Raw genomic sequence first — 13,769 nt, 5'->3', positions numbered from 1 at the left:
CTGGGTGGCGAAGCTGCCCCAATCGCCTCACTACGTTGTGCCAGATATACCGAAGTGGCTGGTTTTGGGGCCGCTGCGCAGCCCAACGGGGGACAAGCCCCCTCGCCACAGGGGGGGCGTTGCAGCAGGTGGGAACTTACTGTGGATCGCAGATTTTCAGTGGCGAGCGGGCTTGCCCCGCGCTGGGTGGCGAAGCCACCCCAATCGCCTCACCACGGTGTGCCAGATATACCGAAGTGGCTAGTTTCCCAGCGGGAGTGCCCTCTCACCACCGACACGAGCCCGTGTCAGAAGTTGCTTAACGCCTGATACCCCTGGCGCGCAAACTGGTCCAGGCGGTCTGCCTCCGAGTCATGCAGGATGGTGACGCCCAAGTCGGAAAAGCCGTCGATCTTGCCGTTACGTTCCTCGCTGCCCTTGAGCTTGTCTTCGTCCAGGTTATCAACGAAGCGCAGCACTTTATCCAGGTTGTAGATCGCATCGGCGCGGGCCTGGGGGGCTTTGTTGGCCAGCGTCCAGTCCCCCACGTGGCGCTTGAGGTCCGGCTGGAGCTGAAAGCGATCATTGCCTGCAAGGAAGTCCCTGAGCACCGGGCTCTGTTCGATAATCCTTTCTGCCGAACGATGGTCACCTGTCGGGCGTCCGGTTGGCCCGTTCAACTGGCGAACTTCGCGCTGTTCGGCCACCCGCATGTAGTTGGGTGGGAGCGGCAGCGGAAGATGGAAGAATGGCGGCAATACACCTCGCATCAAACGTTTCCTGAGCAATGGAGAAAATGGATCCCCCTACGTGGCACGTTTCAGTGTTTGGTTCCCTTTCAAGCGCAGCCCCTTAAAACGAACGCACAATGCGCCCCAACGTTTCCATGGCTTTTTCCGCCGCCTCATCCCACGGACTGCCGTAATTCAAGCGAATGCAGTTACGAAAGCGTTGGGTCGGCGAAAAAATCGGCCCCGGGGCGATACTGATGCCCTGGGCCAGGGCCATCTGGAACAGTTTCAGGGAGTCGGTCTGTTCGGGTAGTTCCAGCCACAGGAAATAGCCGCCGGCGGGCTGGCTGACCCGGGTTTGCGGCGGAAAGTAGCGACCGATGGCCGCGAGCATGGCACTTTGCTGCTCTTCCAGGGCATAGCGCAGTTTGCGCAGGTGCCGGTCGTAGCCGCCGTGTTGCAAGTAATCGGCAATCGCCGCCTGGGCGGGCATCGAGGCGCATAGCGAGGTCATCAGTTTCAAGCGTTCGATTTTTTGTGCATAACGACCTGCCGCCACCCAACCTACACGGTAGCCAGGGGCCAGGCTCTTGGCGAATGAACCGCAGTGCATCACCAGGCCTTCGGTGTCGAACGCCTTGGCTGGCTTGGGCGCCTGTTGGCCGTAATACAACTCGGCGTACACGTCGTCCTCGATCAGCGGCACCTGATGGCCGCGCAACAACTCAACCAACGCCTGCTTCTTGGCCTCGGGCATGGTTGCACCCATGGGGTTCTGGAAACTGGTCATACACCAGCAGGCCTTGATCGGGTAACGCTCCAGGGTCTGGGCCAGCACCTGCAGGTCGATGCCATCGCGTGGGTGTACGGGGATTTCCACGGCCTTGAGCTTCAAACGCTCAAGCACTTGCAGGCAGGCATAAAACGCCGGGGCCTCGATGGCCACCAGGTCGCCCGGTTCGGTCACCGCCTGCAGGCACAGGTTCAGCGCTTCGAGGGCGCCGTTGGTGATCAGCAATTCCTCCATGGGCAGCATCAAGCCGCCGACCATATAGCGCAGGGCAATTTGCCGGCGCAGTTGCGGGTTGCCTGGCGACATGTCGGTGACCACCATGCGCGGGTCCATCTCGCGGCTGGCGCTGGCCAGGGAGCGGGCCAGACGTTGCAGGGGGAACAGCATCGGGCTGGGGAAGGCCGAGCCGAAGGGCACGGTCTGAGGGTCCTTGATCGAATCGAGTACCGAAAACACCAGCTCGCTGACGTCCACCTCAGTGGACTCGTGGACATGGGCGCTGACCGCCGGCTCGGAAAACGGGCTGGGGGCATGGGTATTGACGAAATACCCTGAGCGCGGCCGCGCACGGATCAGGCCACGGCGCTCCAGCAGGTAATAGGCCTGGAACACCGTGGACGGGCTGACGCCGTACGTCTGGCTGGCATAGCGCACCGACGGCACGCGCTGGCCCGGTCCGAGGACACCGGAGCGGATCAGTTCAGCGATGTCGTCGGCAAATTTCTCGTAGCGTTTCATCGTGATCCTAGGTTCTACACAGGTCAAAATGTGGGAGCGGGCAAGCCCGCTCCCACAGGGGGGGTGTCAGCGGTTCAGCGGCGCCACAAAACGGCTGTCGGCGACACTATAAACACTTGGCTCATCCATATCCGTCACCTTGAAGCGGATGGTTTGCGAGCTGCTGGTCGGTTTGTCACTGGTCAACGCCACCGAAACCGGCAGATCCGTGATTTCCCCTGGCGCCAGGCTGACCTCGGTCTTGCCCTGCAGCTCGAAGCCCTCGCCATCTACCAGCTCCACGCGGTAATCCTGGCGCTGTTGGGTTTTGTTGATGATCTTCAGGCTGTAGATGTTCTCGATCAGCCCCTGACTGTTTTCCCGGAACATCCCACGGTCCTTGGTCACGTCAAGCGACACCATTGGCCGCTGCACCAGCGCCATCACCAACGCAGCGATCATCACCAGCAGCACCGCACTGTAGCCGATCAAGCGCGGTCGCAGCAGGTGGGTCTTGCCACCCTGCAACTGATGCTCGGAGGTGTAGCTCACCAAGCCGCGGGCATAGCCCATCTTGTCCATGATCGAATCACAGGCGTCGATGCAGGCGGCGCAGCCGATACATTCCATCTGCAGGCCGTCGCGGATATCAATGCCGGTAGGGCAGACCTGTACGCACAAGTGGCAGTCGATGCAATCGCCCAGGCCGACCTCGGCCGGGTTCACATCACGTTTGCGCGGGCCACGGCTTTCGCCACGGGCAGCGTCGTAGGAAATGGTCAGGGTGTCCTTGTCGAACATCACGCTCTGGAACCGCGCATACGGGCACATGTGCATGCACACCGCTTCACGCAGCCAGCCGGCGTTGATGTAGGTGGCGCCGGTAAAGAACAGCACCCAGAACAGGCTGACACCGCCCATTTGCCAGGTCAGCAGCTCTTCGGCCAAAGGCCGGATCGGGGTGAAGTAGCCGACAAAGGTCAAGCCGGTCAGTACGCTGATCGCCAGCCACAGCGTGTGTTTGGCGGCGCGGCGCGCCAGTTTGTTCACGCCCCAGGGCGCAGCCTGTAGCTTGATCCTTTGGTTGCGCTCGCCTTCGGTGACTTTCTCGCACCACATGAACAGCCAGGTAAACGAGCTTTGCGGACAGGTGTAACCGCACCAGACGCGGCCGGCAAACACGGTGATCGCGAATAGGCCAAAGGCACAGATGATCAACAACGCCGACAACAGGATGAAGTCCTGGGGCCAGAAGGTCGCGCCAAAGATATGAAACTTGCTTTCAGCCAGGTCCCACAACACCGCCTGGCGCGAGTCCCAGTTCAGCCACACGGTGCCAAAAAACGCCAGGAACAAAAAGCCTGCGCCACTGATACGCAAGTTGCGGAACAGGCCGCTGAAACTGCGGGTGTGGATCTGGTTATCGCTGGATTTGGCCTTCATCTTCTTTGGATGTGCAGGCTCGAAATTTTCTACTAATCGGACGGGGATTCTATCGCTCATGGTCTTTCGCTCATCAGCCTCCATCAGGCGGATGAACTATGGGCCGCGATCTGTTTGCATAACAGACTCAGGTAAATCGATAAAAAGCGGATCAGATGGGTTTTTACCCCGGCCCTGCGACAATGTGCAGCACCCCGCAAGCCGTGGGGCCGGTGCCTGGATCAACAGTGCACCAGGCATGCTGATCCAGATCAATCAAATCACCGAATCACCGTCAGTGGCCTTGAGGTGCTTGCGCCCATCGATGGCGCCGGCGACGGTCAAGGCGTCGGCTTCAGCCTCGGTGATATAAATCCGTTGGCCGTCGATCTCCACTGCAGACATGGATTTATCACTGTCGGTGATCACCGTCACGTCCCCCACAGGAAGGCTGCGCTCTTCGCCGCTGTCATCGATCTTGAAGTAACTGGTCTGGTTTTCGGTACGTACGGGCATGGTGTTCTCCTGGTTGCAGGGTTCTGTTCTTTAGGTCCCGGCCCCTGGTCAATGGTTCGGCGCAACTGACTGGCGGTCGTTGCTGTCCATCTTCTATCCCCCATGAAAAGGACAGGACCATGGACGCCTGGTGGCAAGAAGTCTGGCAAACCCTGCAAAGCGAATTCGCCGATATCGGTGATGCGCGACAACTGACGCAAATCACCGTACGCCTGCTGATTGCGGCGATTCTCGGTGGCATCCTCGGCTTTGAACGTGAACAAAAAGGCAAGGCCGCGGGTGTACGCACCCATATGCTGGTGGCGATGGGCGCGGCGCTGTTTGTGCTGGTGCCGCAGATGGCCGGTTCCCAGGCCGATGCCATGAGCCGGGTGGTGCAGGGGGTGATCGCCGGGATCGGCTTTCTAGGCGCGGGCACCATCCTCAAGGGCAAGGAGGAGGAGGCCGGCCAGCACGTCAAGGGTTTGACCACTGCGGCCGGCTTATGGATGACCGCTGCGATTGGTGTCGCGGCGGGTCTGGGGAAGGAATCGACTGCGGTCCTGAGTACGCTCCTCGCCTTATTGGTGTTCAGTGTGATGCCCTGGATCGTCAGGGGGCTAGAGAAGGACCGCTGATTTACCTGGCCGTCTTGTCGATGGCCGTCTGGTCAGGGGCGGCGCGGTTGAGCAATGCGCCGAGGCTCCTCAGTGTGTGGGCGTTTTCTTTGATGTGACGTACATGTGCTTGGGAGGCCAGGATGGCTCCCTGCGATCGGTCCCATTGACTGATGGCGGTGTTCCACGCCGACTCGGGATCGGCAAGAGCCAGCTTGAGGCTGTTATCGAACCGTTCCGCTTCATACTTTCTTTCGATGCTCTTCACGTAGGCACCCATGGATTCGTTCAGCCCTTTGCTGATGGCGCTTTCGCTCAATCGTGCGCCGAGATCCCTCAGGGCTTTACTGGTTTGCGCCGATGGGGAGGCTCCGCGCAGCATGCCGATGGTGTCCTTGTTTATTGAGTCTTTAAGCTGAGACAGCAACTCGCTAGCCGCAGGAGACTCAGGATCTTTCAGCAATGCCTTGATGTTCTGCTCACTCAGCATATTGCGGATCCCACTCAGACGTTGGTTGCTCTCCTGTTCGCTCTTGGCGTCTGGCGCCGGATCGCTGGCGGGAGTGGTTGAGGCTTTGACGGAGGATGGCTTGACCGGCTGGTTACCCCAACCAGGGCCTGAATCCAGCATAGCGCTCAGGGACTGGGGATTCTTCGTCGATGCGCCAGAGGGCGTTGTGGATCCCTGGGGTGGCTCGCTTGGTTGAAGAGGGCGGTAGGTATTCAATCCGGTATTGATGGACGACATGATGGTTTTTCTCTGTACGCGTTGAATGGTCGCGACGTCTTTCCCGGAGTCCAGGGACGCGCCCCCCCAATATTCACACGGAGCGGGCGAGCCCACCTGAAGATAAATCTTCTAAAACCGTCAGAAACGTCGGCAACGCAAGCGTCCATTCAGACGATCACGGGCGGCATGGTTTTCGGTGGCTCCTCCACCGCCGGGGGCTGGGTGCCAGGCGGCTCCTGCTCAGGAATCGGCTCTGGTTCGGTCGGCGGCAAGGTCGGGTTATCAATATTCGGGTCTGGGGTTTCAGCAGGAATCGGGATGTTCATCGCAGTGGCCTCGTTTGTGCTTTGCTCAATCGGTGGACAACCGTCATGGCCGTTTGATTCCCGCCCGGTGGCGGTACATCCACCTGAACTTTTCCAAGGCCACCGGGCTCGGACCTTATGTAGCCGGCTCAGGAAGAGCCCGCTTGCGGCACTGACAATCAAGCACAAGAGCGTCCATGGGGCGTAAGGGGAGATGCTCGATGACTGCTGAAAGACCCGCATTACCACTGTCCCAGGCACTGTTACTGCCCAGGATCGCCATTGAAGACACCACCCCTGTGATCGACGCCGGCGCCTTTGCGGTCAAGGCGGTGCAAGGCCAGCGTATCCAGGTGACGAGCAATGTGTTCGCCGATGGCCATGACCAGTTGGCGGTCATGATCCGCTGGCGGGCCTTGAGTGAGGACGACTGGCACCGCGTGCCCATGAGTGACCAGGGCAACAATGCCTGGCAGGGCGCGTTCAGCGTGATCGAGCAAGGCCCCCACCAGTATTGCGTCGAAGCCTGGATCGATCATTTCGCCAGCTTCTGCTACGAGTTGGGCAAAAAACACATGGCCGGCGTCCCCGTCAGCCTGGAACTGCAGGAAGGTCGCAACCAGGTCCTGCAAGCCGCTGAACGCAGCGAAGGCGCGTTGCAGGAGCACTTGCAGCAATTACACCAGCAGCTCTCCGGGTTGCTGGAAACCGAGCAGGTCGCGCTGTTTCTGCACGAAGACAGTGCGCATCTGATGGCCCAGGCTGATTTGCGCCCCTATCTGAGTATCAGCCCGGTGTATGCGCTGGATGTGGAACGCCCACAGGCACTGTTCGCCAGTTGGTACGAGCTGTTCCCGCGCTCGATTACCGACGATCCGGCGCGCCACGGCACCTTCAATGACGTGCATTCGCGCCTGGCGATGATCCACGACATGGGCTTTGACGTTCTGTATTTTCCGCCGATCCACCCTATCGGCCGCAGCCATCGCAAGGGCAGGAACAACTCATTGAGCGCCGGCCCCGATGATCCCGGCAGCCCGTATGCCATCGGCAGCGAGGAGGGTGGCCACGACGCGATCCATTCGCAACTGGGCACCCGCGAGGATTTCCGCCGCTTGGTCGCGGCCGCCGCCGAGCATGGCCTGGAGATCGCCCTGGACTTTGCCATCCAGTGCTCCCAAGACCACCCGTGGCTCAAACAACATCCCGGCTGGTTCAACTGGCGCCCGGACGGCACGATCAAATACGCGGAAAACCCGCCGAAAAAATACCAGGACATCGTCAACGTCGACTTCTATGCCGCCGATGCGATCCCCAGCCTGTGGCTGGAGCTGCGCGATATCGTGCTGGGCTGGGTCGAGGAGGGGGTCAAGACCTTCCGCGTCGACAACCCGCACACCAAGCCGCTGCCATTTTGGCAATGGTTGATCAGCGATGTACGGGCCCAGCACCCGCAAGTGATCTTCCTCGCCGAAGCCTTCACCACCCCGGCGATGATGGCGCGCCTGGGCAAGGTCGGTTACTCCCAGAGCTACACCTATTTCACCTGGCGCAACACCAAGGCCGAACTCAGCGAGTACTTCACCCAACTGAACCAGTCGCCCTGGCGCGAATGCTACCGGCCGAACTTTTTCGTCAATACGCCAGACATCAACCCAGGCTTCTTGCATGAATCCGGCCGCCCGGGCTTTTTGATCCGCGCCGCGCTGGCCACCATGGGCTCGGGCCTGTGGGGTATGTATTCGGGCTTTGAACTGTGTGAAAGCGCGCCAGTACCGGGCAAGGAAGAGTATCTGGACTCGGAAAAGTACGAGATCCGCCCCCGGGACTTCAGCGCCCCCGGCAACATCATTGCCGAGATCGCCCAACTCAACCGCATCCGCCGGCAAAACCCGGCGCTGCAGACACACCTGGGCCTGACGCTCTACAACGCCTTCAACGACAACATCCTGTACTTCGGCAAGCGCAACGAGGATGGCAGCAACTTCATCCTGATCGCCGTCAACCTCGACCCGTTCAACGCCCAGGAAGCCCATTTCGAATTGCCGCTGTGGGAGATGGGCTTGCCGGACGACGCCCAGGTCCAGGGCGAAGACCTGATGAATGGCCATCGCTGGACCTGGTACGGCAAGACCCAATGGATGCGCATTGAGCCCCATATGCCGTTTGGCATCTGGCGCATAACCCATTCTTGATGCTGGCGGCGATCAAATGTGGGAGCGGGCTTGCTCGCGAAGGCGGTGTGTCAGCCAAGTATCAACCCACTGATCCACCGCTTTCGCGAGCAAGCCCGCTCCCACCTAGATCTAGCCCAGTGTCTAAGCTTTTTTGAATTTTCCAGGAGTTTCCAATGGCGAAGAAACCCAAGGCTGCCACCTTTATCAAAGACCCGCTCTGGTACAAGGACGCGGTGATTTACCAGGTTCACGTCAAATCCTATTTCGACTCCAACAACGACGGCATCGGTGATTTCCCCGGGCTGATCGCCAAACTCGACTACATCGCCGACCTGGGCGTGAATACCATCTGGCTGCTGCCGTTCTATCCCTCGCCACGTCGCGACGACGGCTATGACATCGCCGAATACCGTGGCGTACACAGCGACTACGGGACCATGGCCGACGCCAAGCGCTTTATCGCCGAGGCGCACAAGCGCGGCCTGCGGGTGATCACAGAGCTGGTGATCAACCACACGTCCGACCAGCATCCCTGGTTCCAGCGGGCCCGCAAGGCCAAGCCCGGCTCCAGTGCGCGGGACTTCTACGTGTGGTCCGACGATGATCAGAAATACGACGGCACCCGCATCATTTTCCTCGACACCGAAAAATCCAACTGGACCTGGGACCCGGTCGCCGGCCAGTACTTCTGGCACCGTTTCTATTCCCACCAGCCGGACCTCAACTTCGATAACCCGCAAGTCATGAAAGCCGTGCTGTCGGTGATGCGCTACTGGCTGGATATGGGCATCGACGGCCTGCGCCTGGACGCCATTCCCTACCTGATCGAGCGCGACGGCACCAACAACGAAAACCTCCCCGAAACCCACGATGTGCTCAAGCAGATCCGTGCCGAGATCGACGCCAACTACCCCGACCGCATGCTGCTGGCCGAAGCCAACCAGTGGCCGGAAGATACCCAGCTGTACTTTGGCGACCAGAAGGGCGATGACGGCGATGAATGCCACATGGCCTTCCACTTCCCGCTGATGCCGCGCATGTATATGGCCCTGGCCCAGGAAGATCGCTTCCCGATCACCGACATCCTGCGCCAGACCCCGGAAATCCCCGCCAACTGCCAATGGGCGATTTTCCTGCGCAACCATGATGAGCTGACCCTGGAAATGGTCACCGACAAGGAGCGCGACTACCTGTGGAACTACTACGCCGCCGACCGCCGCGCGCGTATCAACCTGGGCATTCGTCGACGCCTGGCGCCATTGATGGAGCGCGACCGCCGACGCATCGAGCTGCTCAACAGCCTGCTGCTATCCATGCCCGGTACGCCGACCCTGTATTACGGGGATGAAATCGGCATGGGCGACAACATCTACCTGGGTGACCGCGACGGCGTGCGTACGCCGATGCAATGGTCCATCGACCGTAATGGCGGGTTTTCCCGCGCCGATCCGGCCAGCCTGGTGCTACCACCGATCATGGACCCGCTCTACGGTTATCAGTCGGTCAACGTCGAAACCCAGGCCCAGGACCCACACTCACTGCTGAACTGGACCCGCCGCATGTTGGCGATCCGCAAGCAGTCCAAGGCATTTGGGCGTGGCAGCCTGAAAATGCTCTCACCGAGCAATCGCCGGATCCTCGCCTACACCCGCGAATACACGGGCGCCGACGGCAAGCACGAAATCATCCTGTGTGTGGCCAACGTATCGCGCACGGCCCAGGCGGCGGAGCTGGACCTGTCGGCCTTTGCCGGCATGGTTCCGGTGGAAATGCTCGGTGGCAACGCATTCCCGCCCATCGGCCAGCTGAATTTCCTGCTGACCCTGGCGCCGTACGGCTTCTACTGGTTCGTGCTCGCCAGCGAAAACCAGATGCCTAGCTGGCATGTGGAACCGGCTCAGAGCCTGCCGGATTTCCCCACACTGGTCCTGAAAAAACGCCTCGAAGAGTTGCTCGACGCGCCATCTCGCACCACCCTGGAGCAAACCTCGTTGCCCACCTGGCTGCCCAAGCGGCGCTGGTTTGCCAATAAGGACGCGGCCATCGACGGTGTGCGCATCGCCTACGGCGTGCGGTTTGGCGATGCGCAGCACCCGGTGCTGCTCAGCGAGATAGAAGTGACCAGCGCCGGGCAGACCAGCCGTTACCAATTGCCCTTTGGCCTGCTGGGCGAAGACCAGTTCACCAGCGCCTTGCCGCAACAACTGGCCCTGGCGCGGGTCCGCCGGGTGCGCCAGGTGGGCTTGATCACCGATGCTTTCAGCCTCGACAGCTATATCCGCGCCGTTATCGAAGGCCTGCGTGCGCAGACCGTACTCAGCAGCAGCGATGGCGAGATCCGCTTCGAACCGACCCCGCAATTGGCCGATCTGCCGGTGGGGGACGAGTTGCAAGTGCGCTACCTGGCGGCTGAACAGTCCAACAGTTCGGTGGTGGTTGGCGAAAGCCTGGTGTTGAAGCTGATCCGCAAAGTCAGCGCCGGGGTCCACCCGGAACTGGAAATGGGTGCCTACCTGACCGCCGCCGGCTACGAACATATCTCGCCCTTGCTGGGCTCGGTGGTCCGTCACGATGCCGAAGGCCAGGACAATCTGTTGATGATTGCCCAGGGCTATCTCAGCAACCAGGGCGATGCCTGGAGCTGGACCCAGAACAACCTGGAGCGGGCGATCCGCGACGAACTGGCCCAAGCCATTTCCGAGCAGGAACAGCACTACAACGCCCTCGGTGAACTGGCCGACTTCGCCGGGTTGCTCGGGCAGCGGCTGGGGGAAATGCACAACGTCCTGGCGGCGCCAACGAACAATCCAGACTTCCAGCCGCAAGTCACCTCGGCCAAAGACAGCCTCGCCTGGGGCAAGCAGGTGGGCAGCCAGGTCGAGCGCGCCCTGCAGTTGCTCAAACAGCATCAAAGCCAATTGAACCCTGACGATCAGGCGTTGGTCACTCAACTGCTGGCACAGAAAAAGCGCATCGCCAGCCATGTGCAGGATTTGGCGAAAGCCACCCTGGGCGGTTTGCGCATTCGTGTGCATGGGGATTTGCACCTGGGCCAGGTACTGGTGGTCAAGGGCGATGCCTACCTGATCGACTTCGAAGGCGAGCCCGCCCGGCCGCTGCACGAGCGCCGGGGCAAGCACAGCCCGTACAAGGACGTCAGCGGCGTGTTGCGTTCGTTCGACTATGCCGCCGCCATGGCCCTGAATGTGCAAGCACAAGGCCTGGATCACTCGGCCGACGCCGATGCGGCACGCCTGCGGGTCGCTGATCGTTACCTGAGTGAAGCGCGGCAGGCATTTATCCAGGCGTATCAACAGGCTACATCTACACTGGCGCATGACTGGCAGGATGCCAACGGAGCGCAAGCGGCACTGGCGTTGTTCAGCCTGGAGAAGGCTGCGTACGAAGTGGCCTACGAAGCGCAGAACCGTCCGACCTGGTTGGCGGTGCCATTGCGTGGGTTGCATGGGTTGTTGGCCGGCCACATTTAGGAGGCTTCCTGTGTCAGACCCTTATTCAAAACCGCAAGCAGTGGGAGAAATCATGAGTTTTACACACAAAGAACCGCTGCAATCGACGTTCACGGTCATGCCTGCACCCAAGGATATTGAAGCCCTGGTGCGGGCCGAGCACCCGGATCCGTTTGCGATCCTCGGGCCCCATGAAGATGAGGCGGGCGGTCAGGTCATCCGCGCGTTTTTGCCCGAAGCCCTGAGCGTCGAGGTGCTGGCACGTGGCAGTCACGAGGTCCTCGGCAGCCTCGACGCCACCCCGGTCCCAGGTTTGTTCATTGGGCATTTCGCCACACGCCAGGGCTACCTGCTGAAGATCCAGTGGGCCGGCGGCGAGCAGATCACCGAAGACCCCTACAGCTTTGGCCAGTTGCTCGGGGAAATGGACCTGTACCTGTTTGCCGAAGGCAATCACCGCGACTTGAGCAACTGCCTTGGCGCCCAGGTGATGAGCGTTGACGGCATTCAGGGCGTGCGCTTTGCGGTGTGGGCGCCGAATGCGCGGCGGGTCTCGGTGGTGGGCGATTTCAATATCTGGGACGGGCGCCGCTACCCGATGCGCCTGCGTCATCCGGCTGGGGTGTGGGAGATCTTTATCCCGCGCCTGCAACCGGGGGCGGCCTACAAATACGAAATCCTCGGCGCCACCGGCATCTTGCCGCTCAAGGCCGACCCCATGGCCCTGGCCACGCAACTGCCACCCGACACTGCGTCGAAAGTCGCCGCGCCGTTGCAGGTGGCGTGGGCAGATGAGGCGTGGATGCAAGCCAGGGGTGAGCGCCAGGCGGCCAGCGCGCCGCTGTCGATCTACGAACTGCACGTCGGCTCCTGGCAGTGCGAACTCGATGAATTGGGCGAAGTGGCGCGCCAGTACGGTTGGCGCGAACTGGGCGAGCGGCTGATTCCCTATGTGCAGGAACTGGGTTTTACCCATATCGAGTTGATGCCGATCATGGAGCACCCATTCGGTGGCTCCTGGGGCTATCAGCCGCTGTCGCAATTTGCGCCCAGCGCGCGCTTCGGCTCGCCCGATGACTTTGGCGCGTTCGTCAACGCCTGCCATCAGGCGGATATCGGCATCATTCTCGACTGGGTGCCCGCGCATTTCCCCACCGACACCCACGGCCTGGCGCAGTTTGATGGCACCGCACTGTACGAATATGGCAATCCCCTGGAAGGCTTCCATCAGGATTGGGACACCCTGATCTACAACCTGGGGCGTACCGAGGTTCACGGTTTTATGCTGGCCTCGGCGTTGCACTGGCTCAAGCATTTCCATATCGATGGGCTGCGGGTGGATGCGGTGGCGTCGATGCTGTATCGCGACTATTCGCGCAAGGCCGGCGAGTGGGTGCCCAATCGCCACGGCGGGCGCGAGAACCTGGAAGCCATCGACTTCCTGCGCCATTTGAACGATGTGGTGGCGCTGGAGGCCCCTGGCGCCCTGGTGATTGCCGAGGAATCCACGGCCTGGCCCGGTGTCAGCCAGCCGACCCAGCAGGGCGGCCTGGGCTTCAACTACAAATGGAACATGGGCTGGATGCACGACTCGCTGCATTACATCCAGCAAGACCCGGTGTACCGCGCCCACCATCACAATGAACTGAGTTTTGGCCTGGTGTACGCCTGGTCCGAGCGCTTTGTGCTGCCGATCTCCCATGATGAAGTGGTGCACGGCAAACACTCGCTGATCGACAAAATGCCCGGCGATCGCTGGCAGAAATTCGCCAACCTGCGCGCCTACCTGAGCTTTATGTGGATGCATCCGGGCAAAAAACTGTTGTTCATGGGCTGTGAGTTCGGCCAATGGCGCGAATGGAATCACGACCAGCAACTGGATTGGTACCTGCTGCAATACCCCGAACACCGGGGCGTGCAGAAACTGGTGGGCGACCTCAATCGGCTGTACCGCGAAGAACCGGCACTGCATGAACAGGACGATGCGCCGCAAGGCTTTCAGTGGTTGATTGGTGACGATGCGATCAACAGCGTGTATGCCTGGCTGCGTTGGAGTAAAAGCGGCAAGCCCGTGTTGGTGGTGGCCAACTTCACCCCAGTACCCCGTGAGGCGTACAAGGTGGGCGTGCCACTGGCCGGCCGCTGGAAAGAGCTGATCAACAGCGATGCCGACACCTATTCCGGTTCCAACTACGGCAATGGCGGCGAAGCCTTTACCCAGGACGAGCCGCTCCATGGGCAGCCGGTATCACTGTCGTTGAATCTGCCGCCATTGGCGGTGCTGATTTTGCGTCAGGAGTAAGCACCAAGGAGCCGGCTTGCCGGCTCCTACA

At 60.8% G+C, this 13,769-nt stretch carries 10 protein-coding genes; 4 read left to right on the top strand and 6 right to left on the bottom strand.

Features of this window, described 5'->3' with window-relative positions; all coding sequences use genetic code 11:
* Window positions 1-287: 287 nt before the first annotated feature.
* The 4 genes from HBO09_RS18050 to HBO09_RS18035 form a co-directional block, all read right to left on the bottom strand.
* Complete coding sequence (locus HBO09_RS18050) at window positions 288-749, bottom strand: hypothetical protein (RefSeq protein WP_262381272.1); 462 nt, start codon at window positions 747-749, stop codon at window positions 288-290.
* Window positions 750-831: 82 nt separating this feature from the next.
* A complete protein-coding gene (gene mapR / locus HBO09_RS18045; RefSeq protein ID WP_169995447.1) occupies window positions 832-2,241 on the bottom strand; it encodes a GntR family transcriptional regulator MpaR in 1,410 nt (469 codons plus the stop codon).
* A 66-nt stretch (window positions 2,242-2,307) separates the two neighbouring features.
* Window positions 2,308-3,723, bottom strand: a complete 1,416-nt coding sequence (ccoG, locus tag HBO09_RS18040) for a cytochrome c oxidase accessory protein CcoG (RefSeq protein WP_169995449.1) — start codon at window positions 3,721-3,723, stop codon at window positions 2,308-2,310.
* Window positions 3,724-3,918: 195 nt separating this feature from the next.
* Entirely contained in the window at window positions 3,919-4,158 is a 240-nt protein-coding gene (locus HBO09_RS18035; RefSeq protein WP_169995451.1) for a DUF3203 family protein, read from the bottom strand.
* Window positions 4,159-4,277: 119 nt separating this feature from the next.
* Between HBO09_RS18035 and HBO09_RS18030 the strand changes: the two genes are divergently transcribed.
* Window positions 4,278-4,775, top strand: a complete 498-nt coding sequence (locus tag HBO09_RS18030) for an MgtC/SapB family protein (RefSeq protein ID WP_169995453.1) — start codon at window positions 4,278-4,280, stop codon at window positions 4,773-4,775.
* A gap of 1 nt (window position 4,776) precedes the next feature.
* Here the strand turns inward: HBO09_RS18030 and HBO09_RS18025 are convergent, their stop codons facing one another.
* Together HBO09_RS18025 and HBO09_RS18020 are read right to left on the bottom strand one after the other, a co-directional pair.
* Window positions 4,777-5,502, bottom strand: a complete 726-nt coding sequence (locus HBO09_RS18025) for a hypothetical protein (RefSeq protein ID WP_169995455.1) — start codon at window positions 5,500-5,502, stop codon at window positions 4,777-4,779.
* A 149-nt stretch (window positions 5,503-5,651) separates the two neighbouring features.
* On the bottom strand, window positions 5,652-5,810 hold the full coding sequence (locus HBO09_RS18020) for a hypothetical protein (RefSeq protein ID WP_169995457.1): 159 nt from the start codon (window positions 5,808-5,810) through the stop codon (window positions 5,652-5,654).
* 200 nt (window positions 5,811-6,010) lie between these two features.
* On the opposite strand from HBO09_RS18020, the gene HBO09_RS18015 reads away from it, so the two are divergent.
* The 3 genes from HBO09_RS18015 to glgB all read left to right on the top strand — a co-directional run bounded on the left by HBO09_RS18015 (window position 6,011) and on the right by glgB (window position 13,738).
* Window positions 6,011-7,984 (top strand): alpha-1,4-glucan--maltose-1-phosphate maltosyltransferase, encoded by a 1,974-nt coding sequence (locus HBO09_RS18015; protein WP_169995459.1) that lies wholly within the window; start codon window positions 6,011-6,013, stop codon window positions 7,982-7,984.
* A gap of 155 nt (window positions 7,985-8,139) precedes the next feature.
* Window positions 8,140-11,457: a maltose alpha-D-glucosyltransferase gene (gene treS, locus HBO09_RS18010; RefSeq protein WP_169995461.1), complete on the top strand. Its 3,318-nt coding sequence runs from the start codon at window positions 8,140-8,142 to the stop codon at window positions 11,455-11,457.
* A gap of 52 nt (window positions 11,458-11,509) precedes the next feature.
* A complete protein-coding gene (glgB, locus tag HBO09_RS18005; RefSeq protein WP_169995464.1) occupies window positions 11,510-13,738 on the top strand; it encodes a 1,4-alpha-glucan branching protein GlgB in 2,229 nt (742 codons plus the stop codon).
* Window positions 13,739-13,769: the final 31 nt, after the last annotated feature.

Origin of the sequence: Pseudomonas sp. WS 5027 (genome assembly GCF_012985695.1) — a bacterium.
Classification (GTDB): Bacteria; Pseudomonadota; Gammaproteobacteria; order Pseudomonadales; family Pseudomonadaceae; genus Aquipseudomonas; species Aquipseudomonas hygromyciniae.
Note: the sequence above shows the minus strand (reverse complement) of the source record. Positions and strands in the feature narration are given on the sequence as shown.